This is a genomic window from Nocardioides sp. (genome assembly GCF_035697785.1).
In the GTDB taxonomy this organism is placed as follows: Bacteria; Actinomycetota; Actinomycetes; order Propionibacteriales; family Nocardioidaceae; genus Nocardioides_B.
On the sequence record NZ_DASSCL010000040.1, the window covers coordinates 1 to 25,286 of the forward strand.

At 70.8% G+C, this 25,286-nt stretch carries 27 protein-coding genes and 1 pseudogene; 13 read left to right on the plus strand and 15 right to left on the minus strand.

Going from position 1 to position 25,286, the window contains the following annotated elements; translation table 11 throughout:
* A pseudogene (locus tag VFH10_RS04055) lies at positions 1–266 on the minus strand (deoxyribonuclease IV); the annotation flags it as partial.
* A 253-nt stretch (positions 267–519) separates the two neighbouring features.
* Here VFH10_RS04055 and rpsF point away from each other — a divergent pair.
* From rpsF to rplI, 4 genes are all read left to right on the plus strand, one after another.
* Complete coding sequence (gene rpsF, locus VFH10_RS04060; protein WP_325126196.1) at positions 520–810, plus strand: 30S ribosomal protein S6; 291 nt, start codon at positions 520–522, stop codon at positions 808–810.
* Between the two features lie 83 nt (positions 811–893).
* Entirely contained in the window at positions 894–1,481 is a 588-nt protein-coding gene (locus tag VFH10_RS04065) for a single-stranded DNA-binding protein (protein ID WP_325126198.1), read from the plus strand.
* Positions 1,482–1,582: 101 nt separating this feature from the next.
* On the plus strand, positions 1,583–1,819 hold the full coding sequence (gene rpsR / locus VFH10_RS04070; protein ID WP_187580252.1) for a 30S ribosomal protein S18: 237 nt from the start codon (positions 1,583–1,585) through the stop codon (positions 1,817–1,819).
* A gap of 12 nt (positions 1,820–1,831) precedes the next feature.
* Positions 1,832–2,275: a 50S ribosomal protein L9 gene (rplI, locus tag VFH10_RS04075; RefSeq protein ID WP_325126207.1), complete on the plus strand. Its 444-nt coding sequence runs from the start codon at positions 1,832–1,834 to the stop codon at positions 2,273–2,275.
* A 481-nt stretch (positions 2,276–2,756) separates the two neighbouring features.
* On the opposite strand, the gene VFH10_RS04080 is transcribed toward rplI, so the two are convergent.
* On the minus strand, positions 2,757–4,121 hold the full coding sequence (locus tag VFH10_RS04080; protein WP_325126209.1) for an MATE family efflux transporter: 1,365 nt from the start codon (positions 4,119–4,121) through the stop codon (positions 2,757–2,759).
* Between the two features lie 575 nt (positions 4,122–4,696).
* On the opposite strand from VFH10_RS04080, the gene dnaB reads away from it, so the two are divergent.
* The gene (dnaB, locus tag VFH10_RS04085) at positions 4,697–6,106 is read left to right on the plus strand and encodes a replicative DNA helicase (protein WP_325126211.1); all 1,410 of its coding nucleotides are present in this window, start codon (positions 4,697–4,699) and stop codon (positions 6,104–6,106) included.
* 81 nt (positions 6,107–6,187) lie between these two features.
* Here the strand turns inward: dnaB and VFH10_RS04090 are convergent, their stop codons facing one another.
* Positions 6,188–7,144: a pyridoxamine 5'-phosphate oxidase family protein gene (locus tag VFH10_RS04090; protein ID WP_325126213.1), complete on the minus strand. Its 957-nt coding sequence runs from the start codon at positions 7,142–7,144 to the stop codon at positions 6,188–6,190.
* A 225-nt stretch (positions 7,145–7,369) separates the two neighbouring features.
* Positions 7,370–7,738 carry a carboxymuconolactone decarboxylase family protein gene (locus tag VFH10_RS04095; RefSeq protein WP_325126215.1) on the minus strand — a complete coding sequence of 123 codons (369 nt, stop codon included), beginning with the start codon at positions 7,736–7,738 and terminating at the stop codon, positions 7,370–7,372.
* A 179-nt stretch (positions 7,739–7,917) separates the two neighbouring features.
* On the opposite strand from VFH10_RS04095, the gene VFH10_RS04100 reads away from it, so the two are divergent.
* Positions 7,918–8,508, plus strand: a complete 591-nt coding sequence (locus VFH10_RS04100; protein WP_325126217.1) for a CGNR zinc finger domain-containing protein — start codon at positions 7,918–7,920, stop codon at positions 8,506–8,508.
* Between the two features lie 703 nt (positions 8,509–9,211).
* Complete coding sequence (locus VFH10_RS04105; RefSeq protein ID WP_325126219.1) at positions 9,212–10,189, plus strand: nitronate monooxygenase; 978 nt, start codon at positions 9,212–9,214, stop codon at positions 10,187–10,189.
* A gap of 26 nt (positions 10,190–10,215) precedes the next feature.
* Here the strand turns inward: VFH10_RS04105 and VFH10_RS04110 are convergent, their stop codons facing one another.
* Positions 10,216–11,817 carry a DHA2 family efflux MFS transporter permease subunit gene (locus VFH10_RS04110; protein WP_325126221.1) on the minus strand — a complete coding sequence of 534 codons (1,602 nt, stop codon included), beginning with the start codon at positions 11,815–11,817 and terminating at the stop codon, positions 10,216–10,218.
* A 201-nt stretch (positions 11,818–12,018) separates the two neighbouring features.
* Between VFH10_RS04110 and VFH10_RS04115 the strand changes: the two genes are divergently transcribed.
* The gene (locus VFH10_RS04115; RefSeq protein WP_325126223.1) at positions 12,019–12,654 is read left to right on the plus strand and encodes a dihydrofolate reductase family protein; all 636 of its coding nucleotides are present in this window, start codon (positions 12,019–12,021) and stop codon (positions 12,652–12,654) included.
* Positions 12,655–12,700: 46 nt separating this feature from the next.
* On the opposite strand, the gene VFH10_RS04120 is transcribed toward VFH10_RS04115, so the two are convergent.
* The 5 genes from VFH10_RS04120 to VFH10_RS04140 form a co-directional block, all read right to left on the minus strand.
* Complete coding sequence (locus VFH10_RS04120) at positions 12,701–12,967, minus strand: hypothetical protein (RefSeq protein ID WP_325126224.1); 267 nt, start codon at positions 12,965–12,967, stop codon at positions 12,701–12,703.
* 54 nt (positions 12,968–13,021) lie between these two features.
* Positions 13,022–13,378 (minus strand): VOC family protein, encoded by a 357-nt coding sequence (locus tag VFH10_RS04125; protein ID WP_325126226.1) that lies wholly within the window; start codon positions 13,376–13,378, stop codon positions 13,022–13,024.
* 80 nt (positions 13,379–13,458) lie between these two features.
* A complete protein-coding gene (locus tag VFH10_RS04130) occupies positions 13,459–13,857 on the minus strand; it encodes a hypothetical protein (RefSeq protein WP_325126228.1) in 399 nt (132 codons plus the stop codon).
* 52 nt (positions 13,858–13,909) lie between these two features.
* On the minus strand, positions 13,910–14,698 hold the full coding sequence (locus tag VFH10_RS04135) for a family 16 glycosylhydrolase (RefSeq protein ID WP_325126230.1): 789 nt from the start codon (positions 14,696–14,698) through the stop codon (positions 13,910–13,912).
* 116 nt (positions 14,699–14,814) lie between these two features.
* Positions 14,815–15,372 (minus strand): hypothetical protein, encoded by a 558-nt coding sequence (locus tag VFH10_RS04140; protein ID WP_325126232.1) that lies wholly within the window; start codon positions 15,370–15,372, stop codon positions 14,815–14,817.
* A gap of 262 nt (positions 15,373–15,634) precedes the next feature.
* On the opposite strand from VFH10_RS04140, the gene VFH10_RS04145 reads away from it, so the two are divergent.
* The gene (locus VFH10_RS04145) at positions 15,635–16,024 is read left to right on the plus strand and encodes a DUF2784 domain-containing protein (protein WP_325126235.1); all 390 of its coding nucleotides are present in this window, start codon (positions 15,635–15,637) and stop codon (positions 16,022–16,024) included.
* A gap of 23 nt (positions 16,025–16,047) precedes the next feature.
* Here the strand turns inward: VFH10_RS04145 and VFH10_RS04150 are convergent, their stop codons facing one another.
* Positions 16,048–16,485 (minus strand): VOC family protein, encoded by a 438-nt coding sequence (locus tag VFH10_RS04150; RefSeq protein ID WP_325126236.1) that lies wholly within the window; start codon positions 16,483–16,485, stop codon positions 16,048–16,050.
* A gap of 261 nt (positions 16,486–16,746) precedes the next feature.
* Between VFH10_RS04150 and VFH10_RS04155 the strand changes: the two genes are divergently transcribed.
* Entirely contained in the window at positions 16,747–18,513 is a 1,767-nt protein-coding gene (locus tag VFH10_RS04155; RefSeq protein WP_325126238.1) for a DUF429 domain-containing protein, read from the plus strand.
* 5 nt (positions 18,514–18,518) lie between these two features.
* Here the strand turns inward: VFH10_RS04155 and VFH10_RS04160 are convergent, their stop codons facing one another.
* Positions 18,519–18,926 carry a VOC family protein gene (locus VFH10_RS04160; RefSeq protein WP_325126240.1) on the minus strand — a complete coding sequence of 136 codons (408 nt, stop codon included), beginning with the start codon at positions 18,924–18,926 and terminating at the stop codon, positions 18,519–18,521.
* Between the two features lie 143 nt (positions 18,927–19,069).
* Here VFH10_RS04160 and VFH10_RS04165 point away from each other — a divergent pair, with 143 nt between their 5' ends.
* Positions 19,070–19,270 carry a hypothetical protein gene (locus VFH10_RS04165; protein WP_325126242.1) on the plus strand — a complete coding sequence of 67 codons (201 nt, stop codon included), beginning with the start codon at positions 19,070–19,072 and terminating at the stop codon, positions 19,268–19,270.
* On the opposite strand, the gene VFH10_RS04170 is transcribed toward VFH10_RS04165, so the two are convergent.
* The 3 genes from VFH10_RS04170 to VFH10_RS04180 are packed head-to-tail and all read right to left on the minus strand — an operon-like array spanning position 19,260 to position 22,599.
* Positions 19,260–21,518, minus strand: coding sequence for a heavy metal translocating P-type ATPase (locus tag VFH10_RS04170; protein WP_325126244.1), 2,259 nt, complete (start codon positions 21,516–21,518; stop codon positions 19,260–19,262). The genes VFH10_RS04165 and VFH10_RS04170 overlap by 11 nt on opposite strands.
* Positions 21,515–22,393 (minus strand): hypothetical protein, encoded by an 879-nt coding sequence (locus tag VFH10_RS04175; protein ID WP_325126246.1) that lies wholly within the window; start codon positions 22,391–22,393, stop codon positions 21,515–21,517. Before VFH10_RS04175 ends, VFH10_RS04170 begins: the two co-directional genes overlap by 4 nt.
* A complete protein-coding gene (locus VFH10_RS04180) occupies positions 22,393–22,599 on the minus strand; it encodes a heavy-metal-associated domain-containing protein (protein WP_325126248.1) in 207 nt (68 codons plus the stop codon). The genes VFH10_RS04175 and VFH10_RS04180 overlap by 1 nt, the downstream gene beginning before the upstream one ends.
* Before the next feature lie 138 nt (positions 22,600–22,737).
* Here VFH10_RS04180 and VFH10_RS04185 point away from each other — a divergent pair, with 138 nt between their 5' ends.
* On the plus strand, positions 22,738–23,325 hold the full coding sequence (locus VFH10_RS04185) for a DUF2269 family protein (RefSeq protein WP_325126250.1): 588 nt from the start codon (positions 22,738–22,740) through the stop codon (positions 23,323–23,325).
* A gap of 53 nt (positions 23,326–23,378) precedes the next feature.
* Positions 23,379–25,268, plus strand: a complete 1,890-nt coding sequence (locus VFH10_RS04190; protein WP_325126251.1) for an ABC transporter ATP-binding protein — start codon at positions 23,379–23,381, stop codon at positions 25,266–25,268.
* The last annotated feature ends 18 nt before the right edge of the window (positions 25,269–25,286 follow it).

Consider the following 25,286-nt stretch of genomic DNA (forward strand, 5'->3'; position numbering starts at 1 on the left):
TCGACGTGCTGCTGGAGCAGCTTGCGGCTCGGGATCCGGATGCGGTTGTTGGTGGTGGCCACGTTGACGATGTAGGGCGCGTGGACGTAGAGCGCGACGCCGGCCGCGGCCGCGTCGTCGCGGAGGGCCTCGGCCCCTCCGGCGTACCGGATCTCGGGGCCCTTGTAGCCCTGCGGGTCCCCGAGGAAGAACTGCACCAGGTCGGCACCGCGGGCCTGGGCCTCCGCCACCGGGTCGGTCTGGTCGACGTGCGCACCGATCAACATGCCCTCAGCCTAGGAGAGCCCGCCGACGCGGCAGCCGGGCGGCGGTGCCGCATGCGGGGCTGTGGACGACGATTTCTCCCGCCCGGCGGCCCGCTGATACCCTGGAACGTCGATCGGCTCGACCCCAGGACATGACTGGGCGTCGGGCCGCCGATGTGTCGGGACCGGCCTCCGGTCGGACCGGCAGACGCACAAGCCCTCCTGTCACGGAAACGCCGTGGCCGCTCTGAGTCCGAAGGAGGTGGAGACCGCTTTGCGTGCCTACGAAGTGATGGTCATCCTCGACCCCGATCTTGAAGAGCGCACTGTTGCGCCTTCGCTCGACACGTACCTCAACGTCGTCCGTCAGGACGGTGGCTCGGTGGAGAAGGTCGACGTCTGGGGACGTCGCCGTCTCGCCTACGAGATCGACAAGAAGCCCGAAGGCATCTACGCCGTCATCGAGCTGCAGGCCGAGCCGGCCACGGTGAAGGAGCTCGACCGTCAGCTCGGTCTGAACGAGTCGGTGCTGCGCACTAAGGTCATTCGTCCCGACATTCGCTGACGCACACCCGCGATCAGAGAAGTCCCCCGAGGACCGATTCCCCCGGTCGTCACTGAGTCGCTACTCGAGACTGGAGGCCTGACATGGCAGGCGAAACCCCGATCACCGTCGTCGGCAACCTCACCGCCGACCCCGAGCTCCGCTTCACCCCCTCGGGTGCGGCGGTGGCCAACTTCACCGTTGCGTCGACGCCCCGCACGTTCGACAAGCAGACCAGCGAGTGGAAGGACCAGGAGACCCTGTTCCTCAACTGCTCGGTGTGGCGCCAGGCGGCCGAGAACGCCGCCGAGTCGCTGCAGCGGGGCATGCGGGTCATCGTCCAGGGCCGGCTGAAGGCGCGCTCCTACGAGACCCGCGAGGGTGAGAAGCGCACCGTCTTCGAGATCGACGTCGAGGAGGTCGGCCCGAGCCTCAAGATGGCGACGGCCAAGGTCACCAAGACCACCCGCAGCGGCGGCGGTCAGGGCGGCGGCTTCTCCGGCGGCGACGACCCGTGGGCGTCAGGCGGCGGCCAGGGCGGCGCCCAGCAGGCTGCCGGGTCCGGCGGCAGCTGGGGCGGCCAGCAGGGTGGCGGCGGCCAGGGCGGTTACGGCGGCGGCTCCGGCCAGCAGTCCAACGACCCCTGGGCGTCCGGTGGCGCCGGTGGCTCCTCGGAGGAGCCTCCCTTCTGATCTGAGTCCCCTACGGGTGGTCGAGCTTGTCGAGACCACTCATCCACATCAACTGACGACCATTCCGGCGCACGCCGGGCTTCACGAAAGGAAGCACCACAATGGCCAAGCCAGTACTCCGCAAGCCGAAGAAGAAGGTTTGCCAGTTCTGCAAGGAGAAGGTGTCCTACGTCGACTACAAGGACACGACGCTTCTCCGCAAGTTCATCTCCGACCGCGGCAAGATCCGCGCGCGTCGGGTGACCGGCAACTGCGTGCAGCACCAGCGCGACGTCGCCATCGCGGTCAAGAACGCCCGCGAGGTCGCACTCCTGCCCTACACGTCCACGGCTCGCTGAGGGGGTCCACTGATGAAGCTCATCCTGACCCAGGAGGTCTCCGGCCTCGGTTCCCCCGGCGACATCGTCGAGGTGAAGGACGGCTACGGCCGCAACTTCCTCGTCCCGCGCGGGTTCGCGATCCGCTGGACCAAGGGCGGCGAGCGCACCGTGGAGTCGATCAAGGCTGCCCGGTCCACCCGTGAGGTCCGCGACCTCGACCACGCGCAGGAGGTCAAGGCCAAGCTCGAGGGGACGACCTTCAACCTCCCGGTCCGCGCCGGCGAGGGCGGTCGCCTGTTCGGCGCCGTGACCGTCGGTGACATCGCCTCCGCGATCACCCAGGCCGGGGCCGAGGTCGACAAGCGCAAGATCATCGTCGGCAACCCGATCAAGTCGCTGGGCACCCACCAGGTGACGGTCAAGGTGCACGACGACGTCGACGCGACCGTCAACCTCAACGTGGTCCCCGCCTGAGGCGGCGCCACTCACCGCACCATCACGCACCACCTGACGGTTCGACCGCCGAAGGACCACGAGGGCCGCTCCCGACGGGAGCGGCCCTCGCTGCGTTCCGTGCCGTTCGGGTGAGGGCCACGGGGGTCGACACGGAGACGTGCGCGGGAAGGGGGGCGCCGTGGGGACGTTGGGACGTGGGGGGCAACACGTCCCCACGGCGGTGGGGGCTAGAGGTATCGGCTCTTGGATCCGATCCGGGGGGCTTCAGATCGGTGACCGCCTCCACCACAGACGATGACGGAGGCCGCATCGGCGCAGTAGTGGACCATGGTCCTAGTACCGGACCGATCCGTCCGATTTGCAGGGCTGTGCACCCGTTGCAGCACGTGTGGGGGTCAGACAGCGGTGTCGCGGCAGCAGGCCGGCGAGCACGACCACCCAGCCGGGGAGCGTCGATGAATCCCATGGCCCGCTCCGTGACGGCCTTGCGACCGGCCCGTCAGCCGGCGCCGGTCACCATCCACCGGTCGCCGTGGGCGCGGTGCAGCAGCACCACGGCGCGGCTGCCCATGAAGCCGAGCCCGAACGCGACCCACAGCCACAGCAGCCCGGCGCCGGCGTCGGCCGGGAGCAGCACGGCCGGCCAGGCGAGCGGTGCGAACGCGGCGAGTACGACGACACCGCCCCAGGCCAGGTAGCGGCCGTCGCCGGCGCCGATCAGCACGCCGTCGAGCACGAAGACGACGCCCGCGACCGGCTGGAACACCGCCGCCACGAGCAGCACCGGCCAGAGCATGTCGTGCACCGCGGGATCGGGGGTGAACAGCGGCCCCAGCACGCCGGCAAGGGCGGCCAGGCCGATGCCGGTCACCACCCCGGACCACAACCCCCAGCGCACCATCACCCGGGTCACGGCCCGGGTGCCGGCGAGGTCGTCGGCCCCCAGATAGCGACCGGTGATGGCCTGTGCGGCGATCGCGATGGCGTCGAGGGCGAACGCGAGGAACACCCAGATCGTCATCGCCAGCTGGTGCGTGGCGGTCGCGGTGGCGCCGAGGGCGGCCGCGCCGTACGTCATCACCAGCAGCGAGGCGCGCAGCGTCAGAGTTCGTACGACGAGGGCCACCCCAGCGTGCGCGGCCCGGCGCACGCCGGGCAGGTCCGGACGCAGGGAGGTGCCCTCGCGCCGGGCGGCCCGGACCACGACCGCGACCAGCGCCCCCGCCGAGGCGAGCTGGGCGAGGTCGGTGCCGATGGCGGAGCCCGCGATGCCGAGGTCGAGCCCGTAGACGAGCGCGACGTTGAGCAGGACGTTGAGCACGTTGCCGGCGACCGCGACCACGAGCGGGGTGCGGGTGTCCTGGAGGCCGCGGAGGATGCCGGTGGCAGCCAGCATGACCAGCAGCGGGGTGACGCCGAGGAACGCCCAGCGCAGGTACGTCGTGGCGTGGTCGGTCACGACCGGGTCCGGGCCGAAGAGCGCCACGAGCGGGCCGGTGCCCGCGATGCCGAGCACCGTGGTCGGCACTCCGATCAGCAGGGCGAGCCAGATGCCGTCGATGCCTTGGGCAAGGGCGCCGCGGACGTCGCCGGCACCGATGCGACGGGCCACCGACGCGGTGGTGCCGTAGGCGAGGAATATGCACAGACCCACCGCGGTCTGCACGACCGCCCCGGCGATCCCGAGGGCGGCCAGCTCGGGGGTGCCGAGGTGCCCGACGATCGCCGCGTCCGCGAGCAGGAACATCGGCTCGGCGACCAAGGCGAGGAACGCCGGGACCGCGAGCCGGAGGATTTCGCGGTCGTGCCCGGCGGCGGTGCCGGTGCCGCCGGTGGCGGTGGTCGGCGGGTCGGTCCGGGTCACCGAGCCAGCATACGCGATCAGTAAGGGACAGTCATGGCTATTGACTATGACGCTAACTAGTCCGTCCGGGCTGTGTGTAACTAGTCATCACCTGTGAATACTCCTGGCACCCCGACCCGCCCGGTCGCGGTCCGAAGTGGTGAACGGCGCGGGTCCGCCAGGTGGACGAAAAGGGTGGAAGGTTTCTGATGTGCACACCCTCGGGCCGACGTTTCCGCAGGTCAGCAGGGTGTACGCGGCTTCTGTACGGATTCTCTCCACAGTCGTGTCAACAGCCTGTGCACATGTCCGGCGGGCGTGTTCCACACGCACCGCCTACTTGTCCACAGGGCCTGTGGATGACGGACTTCCGTGCGCCCCCCGGCGCCCGTAGTGTCTGGGCTCGCGTAGTCACGACGCGGACCCCCGACACCCCGGCACCCCGGCCTTCGGCATGCGCTTTCGCCTGCCTCGACCTCCCCTGCCGTACGTCCCGGCACCCGCGACGCGCCCGCGCGCGGACGCCGCCCGATTCGGGGGTGGGTCTCCGTACAGTCGCACCAGGCCATCGGGAGGCCGTCCGAGATGGGAGCACGATGAGCTCGAGCACCGACTTCTCCACCGCGGCGCCGCCGTGGGAGGAGCTCGAGTCCGCGGCCGGCGTCCCGTCCGGACGATCCGGCGGCTACGCCGACCGCACCCCGCCGCAGGACAACGACGCCGAACAGAGCGTGCTGGGCTCGATGCTGCTGTCCAAGGACGCGATCGCCGACGTCATCGAGTCGGTCCGCGGCACCGACTTCTACCGACCCGCACACGAGACGATCTTCGATGCGATGGTCGACCTCTACGGCCGCGGGGAGCCGGTCGACCCGGTCACGACCGCGGCCGAGCTGCAGCGTCGCGGCGACCTGGTCCGGGTCGGCGGCGCGCCGTACCTCCACACGCTGTCAGCCAGCGTCCCGATCGCGGCCAACGCCGGCTACTACGCCGAGATCGTGCGGGAGAAGGCGATCCTGCGGCGGCTGGTCGACGCCGGCACCCGGATCGCGCAGATGGGGTACGCCGGGGAGGGCCAGGTCGACGACGTGGTCGACCGGGCGCAGGCCGAGGTCTACGGCGTCACCGACCGCCGGACGTCCGAGGACTACGCGCCGCTGAGCGACATCATGGAGTCGGCGCTCGACGAGATCGAGGCGATCTCCAACCACGACGGCCAGATGGTCGGCGTCCCGACCGGCTTCGCCGACCTCGACGAGCTCACCAACGGACTGCACGGCGGCCAGATGATCATCGTCGCGGCGCGTCCCGCGGTCGGCAAGTCGACGCTGGGGCTCGACATCTGCCGCGCGGCGTCGATCCACCACAACCTCACCAGCGTCATCTTCTCGCTGGAGATGACCCGCACCGAGATCACGATGCGCATGCTCTCGGCGGAGGCCCGGATCCCGCTCAACCACATGCGCAACGGCCACATGAACGACGAGGACTGGGCCAAGCTGGCCCGGAAGATGGGCGAGGTGTCGTCGGCGCCGATGTTCATCGACGACTCGCCCAACATGACGATGATGGAGATCCGCGCCAAGGCGCGGCGGCTCAAGCAGCGCCACGACCTGCGACTGATCGTGATCGACTACCTGCAGCTGATGAGCTCGGGCAAGAAGGTCGAGTCGCGCCAGCTCGAGGTCTCCGAGTTCTCCCGGCAGATCAAGCTGCTCGCCAAGGAGCTCGACGTGCCGATCATCGCCCTCTCCCAGCTCAACCGTGGCCCCGAGCAGCGCTCCGACAAGCGCCCGATGATGTCCGACCTGCGCGAGTCCGGCTCGATCGAGCAGGACGCCGACATGGTGATCCTGCTGCACCGCGAGGACGTCTACGAGAAGGAGTCCACCCGGCCGGGTGAGGCCGACCTGATCGTGGCGAAGCACCGCAACGGTCCGACTCGTGACGTCGTGGTCGCGTTCCAGGGCCACTACTCACGATTCGTGGACATGGCGCACGGCTAGGAGGCACGCCGTCGGCCGACGTCGAAGTCTGGGACGCGGGGTCTTCCCAGTCGGGTTGATGCCGTGGGCGGGGTCAAGCGGTCAGCGCAGGATCGCGGGGTAGCCAGCGGTGTGAGCGACACGCAGGGAGAGGGGTGCCCCGATACGGGTGCGCTCAACGGTGAAGGACGCGCGGCGGCCGGTCCCGCCGTCGTCGCCGGCAGCACCGCGAGCCGTGTGATCCACCCGGGCCGTGCCGGAGAGGTGGAGGGTGCGGCGGGTGTCGAAGTCGCAGAAGAGCAGTGCGGCGGTCGGGTCGACCGCGAGGTTGCCGAAGCTGTTGAACATGTTGTTGCCCTCGTAGTCCGGCCACCACAGATGACCGTCGTCGTCGACCCGGACGAATCCGGGCGGCCCACCGCGGTGGGAGGCGTCCTGGCCGCGGTTCGGGTGGGTGGTGCCGAGGAAGAACGTGTCCGCGGTGGTGACCTGGGCGATGTCGTCAACGTTCAGCCGTGCGCCATCCGTAGTGACCCTCGATGCGCTCATCGCGCTGTCGGGATCGGCGTTCCCGACGGGGTCGTGGGTGAGGTCGCGCCGCTGGATGTACTGGGGGCAGTTGCCGTAGGCCTGGTCCGCCTCGATGGTGAGCCCTGCCGCGGGCCCGTGCGCTGTCGCGGCAAGCCAGCCGTTGATCCGGAAGCGCCGACGCCTGGCGAAGTCGATGACCAGCAGCCCGACCGGCTGGTCGGCATCCAGGTCGCGAAGTGGGTCACCGGGACGCGGCGTGGTGTGCACGCGGAGGGTGTCGGTGCCGGTGGCCTCGAGGAACCCGGCGGGTCCGCTGAGGGGTGAGGTCCACAGGCGGCCGTCGTGGTCGCGTCCGCTGAGGATCGCGAGGTGCTGGCCGGCCAGGAAGCGGACCGCGCCTGCGCTGAGGTGGGCGGGGACGAGCATCCGGCGCAGCCGTGAGGCCTCGCCGCCGACCCCGGCTTGCCGCTGCACGGCGAGCTCGCCTTCGTGGAAGCCGGGCGGGACGGGCGGGTGGTGTGTCGTCATGGCTTGCTCTTGTCTCCGGGTCGGGTCACGCGGCCACGCGCGGAGTGACGACCGGCCAGTCGTTGTCGACCTGGCAGAGGATGTTGAAGTAGTTGGTCAACACGTTGAGGGCGATGTGACCCACCACCTCGCCGATCTCGGCGTCGGTGACTCCGGCCCGGCGGGCGGAGTCGCGGTCCGCGTTGTCGATGGCACCGCGGGCGGCCAGGACGGCGTTGGACAGTGTCAGCAGAGCCGCGGTGTGCGGGTCCGTCGAATCAGCAGAGCGAGCACGCTCGAGCTCGAGCGAGCACGCTCGAGCTCGTCGGCATCGACGTGGGTGATGTTCGCACCGATGTAGGTGTGGACCGACAGGCAGTACGCGCAGCCGTTGGCCTCGGCCGTGGCCAGGGCCAGACGCTCGCGCACCGGCGCCGGGATCACGCCGCCACGCAGTGCGCCTGACAGGGCGAGGTAGCCCTCGAGCAGCGCGGGGCTGTTGGCCATCACCTTGGTCATGTTCGGCGTCACGCCGAGGGTCTTCTGCACCTGAGCCAGGAGCGCGGCAGCGGCACCGGTCGCGGTGACGGGGTCGACAGGGGGCAGTTTCGACATTGGGGGCTTCCCTCGCCTTTCTAATGGTTATGAGTTCTGCTATCCATTAGTAGTGGTGCCTGGGCTCGTCGATGTTGTCAACGGTTGGAACGGTTCCTGTCCGTTAGGTGCGGTAGGATGAGGTCATGGCCACCAGGGTCGAGCCGACTCGAGCGCCACTGCTGGGCGAGCCTCCTCCCGTGGAACTGATGAACACCATCTGGGCCGACCGGAGCGGCGTTCACGATGCACTCAGCACTGACGCGGAGGTGCTCGCGTGGCTGCGTGCCGTGGGTCCACGCCTGGCGGGAGAAGCGCCCGGCGTCGCAACCTGGCTCGGGGCCGACCAGCCGGTCGACCTGGGCAACACGGCGATCGAACTACGCCGACTGCGCGATGCTCTGCGAAGGCTGACTGCCGAATCCACGCAGGACCCCCGTCCGGCGGCGGCCTCGGCCATCTCCGAGCACGACCAGGCGCTCAAGGTCCTCAACCAGGTCGCGGCCACCTCGCCCTCGTGGCCGACCCTCCACTGGCCCCCCGGCGCAAGACCCGGCCGGACCTTGCACTTCGCTCGTCCGGCTGGAACAGGTATCGCGTCGTTGCTCGCGGCCGAGTTCATCACGATGCTCTCGAGCGGCAGCCAGCCCCGACTGCGCGCCTGTCTCGCCCCGGGGTGCGTTCTGTACTTCGTCAAGGAGCACAACCGCCGCGAATGGTGCTCCACGACCTGCGGCAACCGGGCTCGCGCCGCGCGTCACTACCGGAGGCGGAAGAATGGCGGGGACTGACCCCGACAGGGCTGCTCAACTACGCGACGTCGTGCGACCTCTGGTGGCTCCGGTCCACACCGGGCGCGGGGGAGTGGGACCGGGTGAGGGCTATCGACAGGGTCGCCAGCGCGCGGTCGTCGATGTCTGACAGGCGACTCGAGACTCTGGTCAGGAGCTTCACCCGGGCGCGCCGAAGCATGCGGGAGCTCCCGCGCGCGGCGGCCAGGACGTCGGCAGCGGCCGTCTCGACCGGCCGGCTCCGGTCCGCGGCAGCCCTGATGACGGTGATCAGGACAAGATCGATGGGGCTGGTCGGTGGTCGGCGGCGGCTCGTCGGTACATGGACATAGTGCCCGGTCATGCGGGGTCCCTCCCGAGGTGTGCCTGGCACCCTTCCGTCCGAACGGCCGCGATGCGTGATCACGGCCGAATGGGCGGACGGAAGGGTGCCAGCGATGGTCACGGTATGGCGACTACCTCGCGGAGGACAACTGCGGTTGAAAGCAACATCATCTGGTGGACGAGAGGCCCCCTGACACAAGGGACGATGCGGACAATCACCCACGAACCGGCAGTGACGTCCGTCGGGCCGTGAACGCTACGACGCACGGCCCGAGCACGGGCCGGTGCGTGCCGCGGTCTGGCCCGTTCACGTCGCGGCTTCCGGGAGCCGGGTGATCGGGTGTTCGCTGGGGATCGTGGCTGCCGGAAGGAGTCGACCGTGAACCAGCTGTGCTCCCTGCTCGGCATCGACCTTCCCTTGGTCCTGGCCCCGTTCGGGCCGTGGGACCAGGTGCGGCTGGCCGCCGCGGTGAGCAATGCCGGCGGGCTGGGCAGCCTCGGTACGGCGGTGCGCAGCGTCCCAGAGCTTCGGAAGCAGTGGGAGCTGCTCCGAAGCCAGACGGACCGGCCGTTCGCGGTCAACCACACCGGTCGGCCGCTGGATCGATCCGCCTTCGACGCCACACTGGACCTGCGACCCGCCGCGATCTCCTTCCACATGGGTATCCCCGCCGACCTCATCCAGGAGGCCCACGACCGCGGGGTCCTGTGGATCCAGACGGTGGGGGACGTCGACGCCGCCGAGATCGCCCTCGAAGCGGGCTCCGATGTCCTCGTCGCACAGGGGGACGAGGCGGGCGGCAACGCCGGATGGGTATCGACCTTGGTCCTGGTGCCCGCGGTGGTCGACGTCGCCGGTGGGACGCCCGTGGTCGCGGCCGGCGGTATCGGGGACGGCAGGGGGGTGGCCGCGGCGCTGGCCCTGGGCGCGCAGGGCGTCTCGTTGGGAACACGATTTCTCGCCACCCCCGAGATGACCGTCGACCAGGCGTGGAAGCACCGGATCGTGGCCGCCCACGCCCGCGACGCCGTGAAGGTGCGGCATGCGGAGCGGGTGCTGCCGCCGTTCAACCTCCCCCAGGTCGGCACGCCGTTCGCTCCCAGGGCCCTGCGTACCGACCTGACCGACGCTCTCGAGCGCGACCCGGAGCAGGTCGACCCGGCAGCGGTCGGCCCGCGGCTGCTGGCGGAGATCCGAGCGGGTGGCGGGCACGAGGACCTGCCTTTCACCGGCCAGTCCGTCGAGCTGGTGCATGACATCGTGCCGGCCGCCGAGCTCGTGGCTCGGCTGTGGCACGAGTGTGCGGACGCCCTGGCCGCGGCGGGAAAGCTTCTCCCTCAGGTCCGGGAGGACTAAGGGGCACCGCGAACCCGGACCGCGACTCAGTCCACGATGACCGCGGGCACGCCTTCGTCGTCGAGGAGGTGGGCCGCCTCCTGCTTGCGCGGGAGCATCAGCGCGGGGATCAGGGTCAGCACGACGAGCACCCAGGCGACCCAGAACGTCTCTGCGAACGCGGCGGCAGCGTCGACCAGGCCGTTGGCCACGGCGGCGGGATCGAGGCCCAGTCGAGCGAACTCGACCGGGTTGGTGTTGGAGAGCATCGCCGCCTGGGTCTCGGTGAGGCCTTCGGGCAGGCCCGGGATGTTCTCGGTGCCGGGGATGACCGGCGAGTCGTTGAGATGGGTGGTCAGCAGCACCGACATCAGCGCCACGCCGCACGAGGACGAGACCTGCTGGGTGATGTTGAGCAAGGTGGAGCCGCGGGCGACCTCATGGTTGGACAGCGTCTTCAGGGCCGAGGTGAACAGCGGCATCATCGATGCGCCCATGCCGAGACCCATCACGAACAGCATCGCGATCAGCTGCGGGTACGGCGTGGTGGCGGTGACCTGGGTGAGCCCGAACATGCCGATGATGATGCCGAGCAGGCCGAACGGCACGATCCGGCCGACCGGCATCTTGTCGACGAGCCGGCCGGCGATCGGCATCGTCACCATGGCGCCGATGCCCTGCGGGGCGACGAGCAGACCGGCCTGCAGCGTCGACTCACCGCGGATCTGCTGGAAGTACGTCGGCACCAGCAGGAGCCCGCCGAAGAACGCCGCGGCGAACATGAACATGGTGATGATGGAGACCGTGAGGTTGCGGTTCGCGAACAGCCTCAGGTCGAGCAGCGGGTGGGCGGGGCGGAAGGAGTGCCACACGAAGGCGAGCATCAGCAGGACGCCCACCAGCATGGACACCCACACGCGCGGCGCGCCGAAGTCGCCGCCCTCGGCGGGCAGCGACGAGACGCCGAACAGGAACAGCGCCAGGCCGGGTGACATCAGCGCCATGCCGAGGAAGTCGAAGGACTCCGAGGGTTCGGGGGTGTCCTTCTCGAGCACGAACCATGCGTAGATGATCGCTCCGATGCCCAGGGGCACGTTGATCAGGAAGATCCAGTGCCAGCTGGCGACATCGATCAGCCAGCCGCCGATGATCGGCCCCAGGATCGGGCCGAGCAGCATCGGCACGCCCAGGATCGCCATCAGCCGGCCCATCCGGTGCGGCCCGGCCGCGCGAGTCATGATCGTCATGCCCAGCGGCATCAGCATGCCGCCGCCGAGCCCCTGCAGCACGCGGAACGCGATCAGCACGTTGATGTCCCAGGCCGTGGCGCACAACGCGGACCCGGCGGTGAACAGGAAGATCGCGGTCATGTAGAGCCGCTTGGTGCCGAACCTGTCGGCGGCCCACCCAGTGAGGGGGATCACGGTGGCCAGGGCCAGCGTGTAGCCGGTGACCGTCCAAGCGACGTGCGAGTACGAGACGGGGCTGTCCGGCGTGCCGAACTCCTCCTGGAACGTCGGCAGCGCGACGTTGACGACCGTGATGTCGAGGATCGACATGATCGCGCCGAGCACCACCACGCCGGCGATCTTCAGGACCGCACCGTCGATGTGTTGGGGGTACTCGGTCTGTGGGCCGTGTCCGGACATGTTGGTGCCCCTTGAAGGGTGTGCAGTTCAACGGTCTCGGCGAGCCTACGCCGCCGCCGAGGGCTCAGCCCAGGGGTCTTGCCGGGCCCGAGGGCTTGCTCAGCCCAAGGATTTCTGGGCGACCGATGAGATCGTCCGAGCATCCGGGTCATCCCTGCAGCATCGAGGCATAGTCCACGTAGACGACCGAGGAGCGCGCTGATGTCACTGACACGGGTCCACAACCTGTCGATCTCGCTCGACGGCTTCGCCACCGGCGAGCCGCAGTCCCTTGAGACACCCTTCGGCCATGCGGGCGAGCGCCTGCACGAGTGGATGTTCGATACCCGGTTCTGGGACGCGTCCGGAAGTGCCGGAGTCGACGATGCCTTCGCGCAGCGGAACGGCTACGGCATCGGCGCCGAGATCATGGGCGCCAACAAGTTCGGACCGCCCGGCTGGCAGGACGACCCGGACTGGAAGGGCTGGTGGGGCCCGAACCCGCCGTTCCACACCCCCACGTTCGTGCTGACCCACCGCCCGCGCCCCCCGATCGAGATGGAGGGCGGCACCACCTTCCACTTCCTCGACGCCACCCCGGCCGAGGCGCTGGAGGCCGCCCGAGAGGCAGCCGACGGCCAGGACGTCCGGCTCGGCGGCGGCGCCGCCGTCGTACGCGAATTCCTCGCCGCCCGGCTCGTCGACCACATGCATCTCGTCCAGGTCCCGATCGTGCTCGGCCGCGGTTCCCGCATCTGGGACGGTCTCGAGGGCCTCGAGGACGCGTACGACATCGAGGCGGTCTCCGCCCCGAGCGGGGTCACCCACCTCAGCTTCACGCGGAAGGTCGCGTCCTAGGCGCCGACGGGCGTATGGCCGGTGCGTCTCGGCGGGACCGTGGACGTCAGCCGGACGAACGGATCGGGCGCGGCTCGGGGACCTCGCGGGCGATGTTCTGGTCGGCCGCGGGGTGCTCCACGAGGGCAAGGATCCGGCTGGCCATGAAACGCGCAGTGCGCACCGGCGTGCCGGTGCGTGTCACCTCGGAGACCGTGACGATGCCGCGCCCGGTCTCGATCTCGACCCGGCGCCCGTTGCGGGTGGCTTCGATCTCGTAGCCGCGGACCTCGCCACCCGCGTCGATCACGATCTCCACGCGGTCACCACGCACATCTCCACGGTACGCCGACCGGCAACGCCGAACGGACGTGGAGCGGCTCGCCGATCAGTCGACGCAGAGGCAGAACGGGTGCCCGGCGGGATCGAGGAAGACCCGGAAGGTCGTGCCCGGCTGGTGCTCGTGCTTCGTCGCGCCGAGCTCGAGCACCGCCGCCTCGCCGGCGTCGAGGTCGTCGACCATCACGTCGATGTGCATCTGCTGGGGCACCTGCTGACCGGGCCAGACGGGCCGGGTGTAGCGCTCGACCGGCTGGAAGCTGATGGACTGCCCGTAGTCAGCCCGCACCTCGGCCCAGTCGGGCCTGATCTCGACCTTCCAGTCCAGCATGGCGCCGTAGAACGTGGCGAGCGCGCCGGGGTCGGGGCAGTCGATGACGATGCTCGGGAATCGTGCGATAGCCATGCCCGGCACCCTAACCGGCGATCCGGACGATCCGCGTCCGGAAAGGTCATCGCCAGCCGTCGGAGTCAGGCCCGGCCCGCTCAGGGTGTCCGCCGTCGGCGGCTGACGTCGGCGGGCACGGTCAGCACCGGAACGCCGCCGAGCCGGCGGTGGAAGCGCACGTGCTCCGCGTAGGAGTCGAGCACTCTCCAGAGCGTGGCGTGCGCCGCCCACGGCAACGGTTCGTCGCCGTCGCGCCAGCTGGGCCCGAAGCCGATCCAGACCGGCGTCCAGTCGGCCGCGAGGTCCCACTCACCGCGATGCCGCGTGAGGAGCTGGTTGCGGACCTGGAAGGCCATCCGGGCGCCGTCCGTGCAGATCGGCGCGGTCCGCACCGGCCACACGAGCAGATCGAGCGCCATCAGCTCGAGCTCGACGTCGCGGAGCACGCGCGGGTCGACCAGGACCGTCGCGACGTTCTCGTGCGGGGCGCGTCTCACCCGGGCACGCTAACCCGGGAGGTGCGGAGCCGTCAGCCCCGTGCGGGGTCCGTCAGCAGGCGTCGGCGTACGCCGCGGTGCGCGGCGCCGGCGCCTGGACCGACTTGCTGTTCGGCTTGCGCAGCGTGAAGTACCGGAGCCAGTCCATCTGCATGCGGCTCTGGTTCATCCGCGCGCCGGGCTTGCCGACCATCGTGAACCGCACCGTGTAGGGCAGCTTCGCGTTCGCGGAGGAGCGGCGGGTCGTGCTGATCACGTGGCCGTCGACGAACCAGGAGACCCGCTTCTCGGTGAGCTCGACGGCGAAGGTGTGCCAGCGGTCGGTGCCGAGGTTCACGCCTGTGTGCGAGACGGCCTGCCGGTTCGGCAGCGTGCGGATGTAGTGGTGGGCGCGGTTGCCGCCCAGCGTGTAGCTGTTCAGCGCGATGTTGCGGGCGCCGCAGTGCTGCGCCCGCTTTGCTGCCGGCACCAGCTCCGTGCGCACCTTGTACGACGCGTTCGCGCGGGAGTACTGCCGCGAGCGCAGCCGGATCTCCCAACGGCCGTTCTTGTGACCGGTGCCCTTCAGCGTGGCGCTCACACTGCCCTTTCTCGCGGTGTTGAGCGTCAGCATCCCGTGCTGGTTGCGCACGTTGCCGCGGCCGGCGACGCGCCACAGGTCCTTGCGCGGGCCGACGAAGTCGTCCTGCCAGATCGGCTTGCCCCAGTCGTACGTCGTCTGTGCGTTCACCGGGCCCGGAGGGCGCGCGTGGTGGGCGTTCGCGGCCGGAGCGGCGACGCTGAGGGCGAGCGCGGCAGCGCTGCCGAGGACGGTCAGACGGCGGAGGGGGCGTGAAAGCATCCGACCAAAGTACGCAAAACTCCCGCAAGCGTCACATCGCCGGACCAGGCCACCGCCCGCCCTGCGGCTCTCCGGGCCCGACGGCGCACCCCGTCAGGCCCCCGAGCCCTGCCCGATCAGTGGTGGTCGTGCCCGCGAACCTCGACCTCGGCGTGCATCCAGGGGTGGATCATGCACTGGAACAGGTTGTGTCCCTCGTGCAGGTCCGCCGTGGGCACCGTCGCCGACTGGCCGGGCAGCAGGATGCCGGCGAACGCCGCGCCGCACACCTCCGGCGGCGCCGGTGCCAGACCGAGCACCTCGTTGAGCTCCGGGACGCAGCCGCCGCCGAACGCGTCGACGCGCGTGAAGGTGTGCGCCTCCCCGCCGACGTTCGTGAGCTTGACCCGTTCCCCTACGTCCACGTGGGTGTCGTCGGGGTGGTTGCGCCACTTGCCGGCCTCGCCCTCCTCGATGAGCTCCTCGATGAGCTCCTCGAACTCGGTGTCCCCGTCGCCGACGCAGGCGTCCGGTTGTCCGAGCGCCGCGTTGAACGTCTCGGGGTCGCAGTCGTCCTGGATCTCGATCGTCTCGGAGCCGCCGCTGCTCCCGCCGCCGCGAGAGCCTGAGCCCTTGTCGGCCTGCGCCGCCCCCGTCGTGCCGAGCGCCGCCACCACGGCGACGGCGCCGATCATTGCCAATCCGGTACGGATATGCATCCTGCCTCCACGGTCCACTGGGCGTCCGGGCCGGGACAAGGTCGTCAGGGTCCGAGGGTGCGTCGTCCGGCCCTCCTCGCACCTTTCTCCGGGCACGGCTGCGCGACAATGACACATTGGCGCTAGGACATTCCCGACGGCACCCGAATCCGGGGGTGAGGAAAACGCCCGCATCGGGACGGACCGCGCGCCGTAGGCTGGCACCGAACCTTGGGGTCTGCAAGCGGGAGGCATCCCGGTGACGTACGACGGATTGGCCACGAGCGCGCTCGTCGTGCACCTGCTGTTCCTGGCCTACCTCGCCCTGGGTGGGTTCCTCGCGTGGAGATGGCCGCGGACGATCGCGGTGCACGTGGGGGTGGTGCTGTGGGGCCTGGGGTCCGTAGTCGTCGGCTACGACTGCCCGTTGACCGGAGTCGAGAGCTGGGCGCGCGCCCGAGCCGGCCGTGACGTGCTGGCCGAGGGTGGCTTCATCGACCACTACCTCACCGGCGTGATCTACCCCGAACGGTGGCTCGTCGCCGCCCAGGCAGCGCTCGGCGTGCTGGTCCTGGTCTCCTGGATCGGACTTTGGCGACGTACCTCCTCGGCGCCCCGGGCCGACCCGGACGCCGGCCACGCCGGGTAGCGCCCCCGGTCAGGCTCGCCGGGTCAGGTGGTGGCCTCGGCGCCCGTAGGCGCATTGGCCGTGGCGATGTTGACCATCCAGCCGACGCCGAACTTGTCGGTGCACATCCCGAAGACGTCACCCCACATCTGCTTCTCCAGCGGCATCGTGACCGTGCCGCCGTCGGAGAGCTGGTCCCAGTAGCCCTGCAGGCCGTCGCTCGCCTCGCCGCTGAGGCTGATGGTGATCGCAGAGCCGGGGGTGTGGTCCATGCCCTCGGGGGTGTCCGAGGCCATCAGCACGAAGCCGCTGGGCGACTCGAGGTGGGCGTGCATGACCTTGTCGGCCTCGGCCCCCTCGGCGGCGCCGAACTCGCCGAACGTGTTGATGACGAGCTCGCCGCCGAAGATGCTCTTGTAGAACTCCATCGCCTGGCGGGCGTCGTCCTTGAAGCCGATGTACGGGTTGAGTCGTGCAGTCATGGTTCCTCCTGGAACATGGCGGTCGGGCCGGGTCGGCCCGTGGACTGGGTGTGACGGCGCGCGAGCGGGGTGCCGATCCCGACCCGACGCGTCGTCTCCCGGGGATGCTCAGCAGGATGGACCCGACCACCCCCGGGAACTCTCCGCACCGGCCACAGAACCACCCCGAGGGCCGTGCGTCCAGCCACGAGCCGGGACGCCCGATCGTGCGGCGCCGCTCCGCCGTGACCCCGGTGTGCGCGATGCGGCAGGGTGAGGGGCATGCACTTCGTCGGGGTCGACCTCGCCTGGGGACCCAACAAGCCCACCGGCGTGGCCGTCCTCGACGCCGACGGCCGCCTCCTCGAGGTGACCGCGGGGTTGCACGACGACGAGATCGTCTCGGCCCTGGAGCCGTACGTCGCCGGGCCTTGCGTCGTGGGCGTCGACGCCCCGCTCGTCGTACGCAACGCCACCGGCAACCGTCCCTGCGAGGCCGCGTTGAACCGGGACTTCGCCCGGTTCGACGCCGGGACGCACCCCTCCAACACCGGCAAGCCGGAGTTCAGCGACGTGCCGCGTGGGGCCCGGCTGGCCGAACGGCTCGGGCTCGACATCGACCCCGACTCCGCCGCGGACCGACGCGCGATCGAGGTCTACCCGCATCCGGCGACCGTGGCGCTGTTCCGGCTCGGCCGGACGCTGAAGTACAAGCACAAGCCCGGCCGCTCGTTGACCCAGCTCCGCGGTGCCCTGCTCGACCTGATGCACCGGCTCGAGAGCCTCGCCGACGCACCGGCACCCATGCGGCTCACGCATCACCCCGGCTGGAAGGCGCTCGTCGCCCGGGTGGAGCAGGCCGAGCGCAAGGCCGACCTGAGGCGCGTGGAGGACCAGGTCGATGCGGTGGTCTGCGCCTACGTCGCGCTCTTCGCCACCCACCGGCCGGAGCTGACCACGACGTACGGCGACCTGGCAACCGGTTACATCGTGACGCCGACGCTGCCCTCCGGTCACCGGCCGAGCCCGCGCGCCCCGCGTGCCGACCCGGTGCAGCGTGCCGTGCAGACCTACGCGGCCCTGCAGCCCGAGCTGCAGGACGCGACCGCCGGCTTCGCGGGGCTGGTCACCACGCTGCTCGACGACGCCGGCATCAACTACCTGAGCGTCGCGGGCCGCACGAAGAGCGTGGCGTCGTTCGCGGCCAAGGCCGACCGCACCGTCGACGGTCGGGCGGTCTACACCGACCCGCTCGCACAGATCACCGACCAGATCGGGGTGCGCGTGATCACCTACCTGCATCGAGACGTCGCGGCGGTGGCGGACCTGCTGGCCGACCAGCTGCGGGTGCTCGACGACCGCGACATGGGCCAGGAGACGGCGAGCGAGGGCCGCTTCGGCTACGCCAGCCGGCACGTGCTGGTCGCGCTGCCCACTGCCACCGAGGCTCCGGAGCCGATGCGGGGCAGGAGCGCTCAGGTGCAGATCCGCACCGTGCTGCAGCACGCGTGGGCCGAGTTCGAGCACGACATCCGCTACAAGGGCACGATCCCCGAGGAGCACGCGCCCGACCTCGACCGCCGGTTCACCCTCGCCGCCGGGCTGCTCGAGCTCGCCGACCGCGAGTTCACGACCATCCGCGACCGGCTGCAGGAGTCGATGACCGACCAGCGGCCGGCGGCCGACGCCACCGACCCGCGGATCAGTGCCCAGGACCTCGCGACCTTCCTCGCCGGGCAGTACGCCGACGCGGGCTGGTCGCGCACCGACCACTACGCCTGGATCTCGGGACTGCTGCTCGAGCTCGGGATCACGTCGCTCGACGAGCTCGCCGGCCTGCTCAGCTCGGTCGACAGCGCTGCGATCGACGCCCGGATGGGATACAAGTATCCAGCCGGTGCGGTGCGCCGCCTCGACGACGCACTGCTCGCGGTGTTCGGCACGCGCTACCTCGGGCTGCACGGCAACGCGCACCGCGAGGAGCTGCTGCGGGCCCGGCTCGACAAGCTGCGCGCCACGATCGAGGGCAACGGCACGGCCGGGACGTGACCGGTCTAGCTGCCGATGCGGAACTGCCGGGGCTTCGGCGGCCCGACCTCCTCGGCGCCGCGCTCGATGCAGAACTCGTTGCCCTCGGGATCCTGCAGCACCACCCAGCCGGAGCCGTCGTCCTTGCGGTGGTCCGCGACGACGGTGCCACCGGCCGCGACCGCCACCGTGACGGCCTGGTCCCTGGTGCCGCGGTCGGGTGACAGGTCGAGGTGCACCCGGTTCTTCGCGGTCTTGCCCTCCGGCACCGGGATGAACAGCAGGCCGGTGCCGTCGTACGGGAACCGCGGCACCACCAGCACCTCCGGGTCGTCGTCGTAGTAGACGTTCCAGCCGGTGAGGGTCGACCAGAACGTCGCCTGGGCACGGGCGTCGGCGCAGTCGAAGGTGATGTTGTGGACGTGCAGAGCCATGCGCACACCCTGGCGGCGACGGGTCCCTCCGGGCAACCGGATATGGTCTGGCCGCCACTGTCCAGACAGCTGGCCGTCGCCGGTTGGGTGACCGACGCCGTGGGAACTGTCAGGGCTGCGGGGCCGAGTCCGGGAGCGGTGTCATGGAGCGAGAAGTGGCGGCTATCGCCGAGCGCCTCGTCGAGGAGTTCTCCGGCCTGCCGTGGCACGTCGTCGTCGACACCGTCTGCGACTGCGCCGGTGAGTGCCAAGAGGCCAACCCGTTCTTCGTCGAGCAGGCCGCGAGGGCGACGTTGGTGCGGCAGCGGCAGCCGGAGGACCGGGGGACGGCCCTCAGCGGGTGACGCTGCTGCGGAAGCCACGCAGCCGCAGGCTGTTGCTGACCACGAACACCGAGCTGAGAGCCATCGCCGCGCCGGCCAGCATCGGGTTCAGCAGGCCGGCCGCGGCCAGCGGCAGCGCCGCGACGTTGTAGGCGAACGCCCAGAACAGGTTGCCCTTGATCGTGGTGAGCGTGCGCCGGGCGAGGCGGATCGCGTCGGCGGCCACCCGGAGGTCGCCGCGCACCAGGGTGAGGTCCCCGGCCTCGATGGCGACGTCCGTGCCGGTGCCCATCGACAGCCCGAGGTCGGCCTGGGCGAGCGCCGGCGCGTCGTTGACCCCGTCGCCGACCATGGCGACGACGCGGCCCTGCTCCTGCAGCCGACGCACCTGCGCGACCTTGTCAGCGGGCAGCACCTCCGCGACCACGTCGGCCTCGTCGATGCCGACGTCGCGGGCGACCGCACGCGCGACGTCGGCGTTGTCGCCGGTCAGGAGGAGGGGGCGGAGGTCGAGGCCGCGCAGCATGGCGACGGCCTCGGCGGAGGTCGGCTTCACGGCGTCGGCGACGGTGAGTACGCCGCGCGCGGCTCCGTCCCAGCCCACCGCGACGACCGTGCGACCGTCGGCCTCGGCCGCGGCGCGGGCCGCCTCGAGGTCTGCCGGAAGGTGCTGCGACCACTCGGCGAGGAGCCGCGGTCGTCCGACGAGTACCGCACGTCCGTCGACGACGCCACGCACTCCGAGACCCTCGACGTTGGCGAAGTCGTCGACACCGGGCAGCGGGCCGACCCGTTCGGACGCCGCGACGGTGACGGCGCGGCCGATCGGGTGCTCCGAAGCCGACTCGAGCGCGCCGGCCAGCCGGAGCAGCTCGGTGGGGTCGACGCCGGCCGTGGTCGTCACGTCGACCAACGTCATCCGTCCGGTGGTCACCGTGCCGGTCTTGTCCAGCACGACCGTGTCGACGCGGCGGGTGGACTCGAGCACTTCGGGGCCCTTGATCAGGATGCCGAGCTGGGCGCCCCTGCCGGTGCCGACCAGGAGCGCGGTCGGGGTGGCCAGGCCGAGGGCGCACGGGCAGGCGATGATCAGCACGGACACCGCTGCCGTGAAGGCCACCGACCAGCCGCTCCCGGTGCCGACCCAGAAGCCCAGGGTCGCCACGGACAGCGCGATCACCACCGGCACGAAGAACCCGGAGACCCGGTCGGCGAGGCGCTGCACATCGGCCTTGCCGCTCTGGGCGTCCTCGACCATGCGCGCCATGCGGGCCAGCTGGGTGTCCGCCCCGACCCTGGTGGCGCGCACCACCAGTCGACCGCCGACGTTGACGGTCGCGCCCACGACCGTCGTACCGGCAGCGACCTCGACCGGAACCGACTCACCGGTGAGCATCGACTGGTCGACCGCGGAGGTGCCCTCCTCGACGACCCCGTCGGTGGCGATGGTCTCTCCGGGTCGAACGACGAACAGGTCACCCGGGTGCAGCTCGTCGACGGGCACGCGCACCTCGGTCCCGTCGCGGAGCACGGCGACGTCCTTGGCGCCCACCTCGAGCAGCGCTCGAAGAGCCGCGCCGGCACGGCGCTTGGAGCGGACCTCGAAGTAGCGGCCGGCCAGCAGGAACGTGGTCACCCCGGCCGCGGCCTCGAGGTAGATGTCGCCGGCTCCGTCACTGCGGGCGACGGTCAGCTCGAACGGGTGGGTCATGCCCGGTGCGCCCGCGGTGCCGAGGAAGAGCGCGTAGAGCGACCAGCCGAACGCGGCCAGGGTGCCGAGCGAGACCAGCGTGTCCATCGTCGACGTGCCGTGCCGGGCGTTGACCCACGCCGCGCGGTGGAACGGCCAGCCGCCCCACACCACCACCGGCGCGGCCAGCGTGAGCGACAACCACTGCCAGTAGTCGAACTGCCAGGCCGGCACCATCGCCAGCGCCACGACCGGCACGGACAGGACCGCGGAGACAACCAGCCGGGTGCGCAGTGACCGCGCCGCTTCGTCCTCGGGAGCCTCGCGTGCCGGGTCGTACGCCCGTGTCTCCGGCAGGGAGGCGTGGTAGCCCGCCGCCTCGACGGTGTCGAGCAGCGACTCGGTCGGCAGGTCGAGCGGGAACACCACGCGCGCCTTCTCGGTGGCGTAGTTGACGCTCGCGGTCACGCCGTCGAGCTTGTTGAGCTTGCGCTCGATGCGGTTGGCGCAGGACGCGCACGTCATCCCGGTGATGGCCAGGTCGACCTGACGGCTGCCGGTCTCCTCGAGGGTGCTCATCGTTGCACCGCCGTGACGTCGAAGGAGGCCGTGCGGACCCGGCCCTCGTGCCGGAAGTCGAGGAACAGCCGGTATTGGCCGCGGCTCGGCACCTCCGCCGTGAACCGGATGTCCGGTCCGGCGTCGGCGCTCTCGTGGGGGTGCACGTGCAGGTAGGCGAGGTCGCCGTCGCGCAGCGCGACCAGGTGGCCGTAGGCGCCGAGGTAGGGCTGGAGGTCGGTGACCGGGCGACCGTCGCGCGACACCGTGAGGGTCAGCTCGGCGTCCTCTCCGGCGACCACGTCGCCGGCGAGCTCCACCGTGTAGCCGTCGACCTCGGTCGTGGTGGTGTCTCCGTCGAGCGGGTCGACGAGTGGGACCCGGCCGGGCACGGTGAGGTCGGTGCCGAGGGTGAGCGCCGGCCCGTCGGTCACCACGAAGTCGGCGAACACGCGCCACGTGCCGGGCTCGAGATCCACCTCCGTCGACCAGGTGCCGTCGGCGGCGTCGAGACGGGGGTGGACGTGCTGGTAGCCGGTCAGGTCGCGGCGCACCACGATCAGGTGCAGTCGCTTGCCGTGCTCGACGTCGTACGCCGTGTGGGGCGTGCCGTCGGGGCCGGTGACCGTGAACGAGAGCGGCACGTCGGCTCCGGCCTCGGCCGTGGGCGCGGCGAGGTCCAGGGAGTACCCGTCCTGACTCCGCATCAGCCCGCCGGGAGGGTGGTCCGCCGGCGTGTCGTCACCGTGCCCGGCCGCGGTCGTGTGCGCCGGCTCGTCCTCATGCGCGACCGGGGTCGCCAACGTCGGCCCCCACCAGGAGCCGGCCGCGAGCGCGGCGGCGAAGACGACGGCGAGACCGAGGACGAAGCCGGTGAGCCGGCCGAGGGTGCCCATCAGGCCAGGGCGTACCCCGCCTCCTCGACTGCCGAGCGCACGGTTGCGTCGTCGAGGGGCTGGGCGCTGGTGACGGTGAGGATGCCGGACTCGAGGACCACCTGGACGTCCTGGACCCCGGAGATCTCCTGGACCTCCTCGGTGACCGAGGCGACGCAGTGCCCGCAGGTCATGCCGGTGACGGTGTAGGTGCTGGTCGTGCTCATGGCTCCCCTTCGGTCGTCGTACTCGATCTCACTATACCCCACCTGGGTATCTGCGGAACCGGGGGTGGGATGGGGGAGGTCCCCGATGCGCCGCTTCGTCGCGGGGACCAGGCTGGGTTCCTCAGGGAGGAGACGACGATGCTCGGGACGTCCACCACCTCGGTGCCCACCACCTTTCCCCGCCTGTCGCGGCGCGCCCGCAAGGTCGTGCTGCTGTTCCACGTGCTCACGTCCGTGAGCTGGGTCGGCGTCGACCTCGTGATGGGGGTGCTGGCCTTCACCGGCCTGACCTCCGACGACCCGCGCACGCTCGCGACCGTCTACACCGCCCTCGAGCTCTTCTGCATCCCGCTGCTGCTGACGCTCGGGCTGCTCTCCCTGTGCAGCGGGCTGCTGCTCGGCCTCGGCACCCGGTTCGGGATGCTGCGCTACTGGTGGGTGGTGGTGAAGCTGGTGGTGACCGTCGCGCTGGTGGTGCTGGTGCTGGTGCTGCTCCGGCCGACGCTGCTCGAGGGCGCTGCCGCTTCCACCGTCGTCGACGCAACGCTCCCGGACCGGCTGCTCGACGTGCGGCGCGGGATGGTCTTCCCGCCGGTCGTGTCGACCACCGCGCTGGTGTTCCTCTCGTGGCTCGCGGTCTACAAGCCCTGGGGCACGACGCCGCGCGGACGACGCTTCCTGCGCGTGCCCGCCCGCGGTCCCGAGCGCACCCGGGTCGACGCCTGACCTGGGTCAAAGTCGCTTGATCTCATGTCGGCTTCAAGTCCTACGGTGGCGGCATGAGCATGGAGATGGCGGCGTGGAACTCGCTGTACCACATGATGATCGCCCAGCAGGAGCAGCGCCCGTTCACCTGGGCGACGGTGCGCCGGATCATGACGTTCGCCCGGCCGCACCGGGTGATGCTCGGCTGGTTCATGGTCACCAGCGTCGTACTGGCGGTGCTGGCGGTGGCCACGCCGCTGCTCGCCGGTCAGGTGGTCGACGCGATCATCGAGGGGGCTGCGTTCGAGCAGGTCCTTCGCATCGCGGTGCTGATCGCGGTCATCGCCGTGGTCGAGGCGGGGGTCGGTCTGGTCTCGCGCTGGCTGTCGGCGAGCATCGGTGAGGGCCTGATCCTCGACCTGCGCCGGGTGGTCTTCGAGCACGTGCAACGGATGCCGATCGCGTTCTTCACCCGCACCCGCACCGGGGCGCTGGTCAGCCGGCTCAACAACGACGTCATCGGTGCGCAGCGGGCCTTCTCCGACACGCTGTCCGGGGTGCTCGGCAACCTCGTCGCCCTGGTCCTGACCCTGGTCGCGATGCTGGCGCTGTCGTGGCAGATCACGCTGCTGGCCCTGCTGCTGCTGCCGGTGTTCGTGCTGCCGGCACGCCGCTTCGGCCGGCGGCTCGCGCGGCTGGAGCTGGAGGCGGCCAACCACAACTCGGTGATGAGCACCCAGATGACCGAGCGGTTCTCCGCACCGGGTGCCACCCTGGTCAAGCTGTTCGCGCAGCCCGAGGCGGAGACCGACGAGTTCGTGGCCCGGGCCAGCCGGGTCCGCGACATCGGCGTACGGACGGCGATGGTGCAGGTCCTCTTCGTCACCGCGCTGACGCTCGTCTCCGCCCTCGCGCTGGCGCTCGTCTACGGTCTCGGCGGCTGGTACGCCCTGCGCGGGTCGCTGGAGCCGGGCGCGGTGGTCGCGCTGGCGCTGCTGCTCACCCGCCTCTACGGACCGCTGACCAACCTGGCCAGTGCCCGGGTGGAGGTGATGAGCGCGCTGGTCAGCTTCGAGAGGGTCTTCGAGGTGCTCGACCTGAAGCCGCTGATCGTGGAGAAGCCCGACGCCACCACGGTCCCCGACGGCGGGGTGTCGGTGGAGCTCGACGACGTGCACTTCGCGTATCCCTCCGCCGACAAGGTCTCCCTCGCCTCACTGGAGGAAGTGGCCTCCCTCGACACCCGTGGCGGCGTCGAGGTGATCCACGGGATCTCCTTCCGGGCCGAGCCGGGCGAGGTCGTCGCGCTGGTCGGCAGCTCCGGCGCCGGCAAGTCGACGCTGGCCCAGCTGCTGGCCCGGCTCTACGACGTCGACAGCGGCGCGGTAAGTCTCGGCGGCATCGACGTGCGTGACCTCAGCTTCCAGGCGATCCGCTCGACGCTCGGCATGGTCACCCAGGACGGTCACCTGTTCCACGACTCGGTGCGGGCCAACCTGCAGCTCGCCCGCGCCGGCGCCACCGACGCGGAGTTGTGGGAGGCGCTCGAGCGGGCCCGGCTGGCCGACCTCGTGCAGTCGTTGCCCGACGGACTCGACACCGTGGTCGGCGAGCGTGGTTACCGGCTCTCCGGGGGCGAGCGGCAGCGGCTGACCATCGCCCGGCTGCTGCTCGCACGCCCGCGCGTGGTGCTGCTCGACGAGGCGACGGCCCATCTCGACTCGACGTCGGAGGCGGCCGTGCAGGCGGCGCTCTCCGAGGCGCTCTCCGGCCGCACCGCCATCGTGATCGCGCACCGGCTGTCCACGGTCCGGGCGGCCGACCAGATCCTGGTGGTGGAGGCGGGCCGCGTCGTCGAGCGCGGCCGGCACGACGACCTGCTGGCCGTGGACGGCCGGTACGCCGAGCTCTACCGCACCCAGTTCGCGCGCGCCGAGACCGCCGGGGACACCGCGCCCGTCTGACCCGGCGCGCGGCGCCCT

What these genes read in the sequence shown, in the direction of transcription:
- VFH10_RS04065 (WP_325126198.1), top strand. Translation starts at nt 894, where the DNA reads ATGGCAGGCGAAACCCCGATCACCGTCGTCGGCAACCTCACCGCCGAC.
- rpsR (WP_187580252.1), top strand. Translation starts at nt 1,583, where the DNA reads ATGGCCAAGCCAGTACTCCGCAAGCCGAAGAAGAAGGTTTGCCAGTTC.
- rplI (WP_325126207.1), top strand. Translation starts at nt 1,832, where the DNA reads ATGAAGCTCATCCTGACCCAGGAGGTCTCCGGCCTCGGTTCCCCCGGC.
- dnaB (WP_325126211.1), top strand. Translation starts at nt 4,697, where the DNA reads ATGAGCTCGAGCACCGACTTCTCCACCGCGGCGCCGCCGTGGGAGGAG.
- VFH10_RS04090 (WP_325126213.1), bottom strand. Translation starts at nt 7,144, where the DNA reads ATGACGACACACCACCCGCCCGTCCCGCCCGGCTTCCACGAAGGCGAG.
- VFH10_RS04095 (WP_325126215.1), bottom strand. Translation starts at nt 7,738, where the DNA reads ATGTCGAAACTGCCCCCTGTCGACCCCGTCACCGCGACCGGTGCCGCT.
- VFH10_RS04110 (WP_325126221.1), bottom strand. Translation starts at nt 11,817, where the DNA reads ATGTCCGGACACGGCCCACAGACCGAGTACCCCCAACACATCGACGGT.
- VFH10_RS04115 (WP_325126223.1), top strand. Translation starts at nt 12,019, where the DNA reads ATGTCACTGACACGGGTCCACAACCTGTCGATCTCGCTCGACGGCTTC.
- VFH10_RS04125 (WP_325126226.1), bottom strand. Translation starts at nt 13,378, where the DNA reads ATGGCTATCGCACGATTCCCGAGCATCGTCATCGACTGCCCCGACCCC.
- VFH10_RS04135 (WP_325126230.1), bottom strand. Translation starts at nt 14,698, where the DNA reads ATGCTTTCACGCCCCCTCCGCCGTCTGACCGTCCTCGGCAGCGCTGCC.
- VFH10_RS04140 (WP_325126232.1), bottom strand. Translation starts at nt 15,372, where the DNA reads ATGATCGGCGCCGTCGCCGTGGTGGCGGCGCTCGGCACGACGGGGGCG.
- VFH10_RS04150 (WP_325126236.1), bottom strand. Translation starts at nt 16,485, where the DNA reads ATGACTGCACGACTCAACCCGTACATCGGCTTCAAGGACGACGCCCGC.
- VFH10_RS04155 (WP_325126238.1), top strand. Translation starts at nt 16,747, where the DNA reads ATGCACTTCGTCGGGGTCGACCTCGCCTGGGGACCCAACAAGCCCACC.
- VFH10_RS04160 (WP_325126240.1), bottom strand. Translation starts at nt 18,926, where the DNA reads ATGGCTCTGCACGTCCACAACATCACCTTCGACTGCGCCGACGCCCGT.
- VFH10_RS04165 (WP_325126242.1), top strand. Translation starts at nt 19,070, where the DNA reads ATGGAGCGAGAAGTGGCGGCTATCGCCGAGCGCCTCGTCGAGGAGTTC.
- VFH10_RS04170 (WP_325126244.1), bottom strand. Translation starts at nt 21,518, where the DNA reads ATGAGCACCCTCGAGGAGACCGGCAGCCGTCAGGTCGACCTGGCCATC.
- VFH10_RS04175 (WP_325126246.1), bottom strand. Translation starts at nt 22,393, where the DNA reads ATGGGCACCCTCGGCCGGCTCACCGGCTTCGTCCTCGGTCTCGCCGTC.
- VFH10_RS04180 (WP_325126248.1), bottom strand. Translation starts at nt 22,599, where the DNA reads ATGAGCACGACCAGCACCTACACCGTCACCGGCATGACCTGCGGGCAC.
- VFH10_RS04185 (WP_325126250.1), top strand. Translation starts at nt 22,738, where the DNA reads ATGCTCGGGACGTCCACCACCTCGGTGCCCACCACCTTTCCCCGCCTG.
- VFH10_RS04190 (WP_325126251.1), top strand. Translation starts at nt 23,379, where the DNA reads ATGAGCATGGAGATGGCGGCGTGGAACTCGCTGTACCACATGATGATC.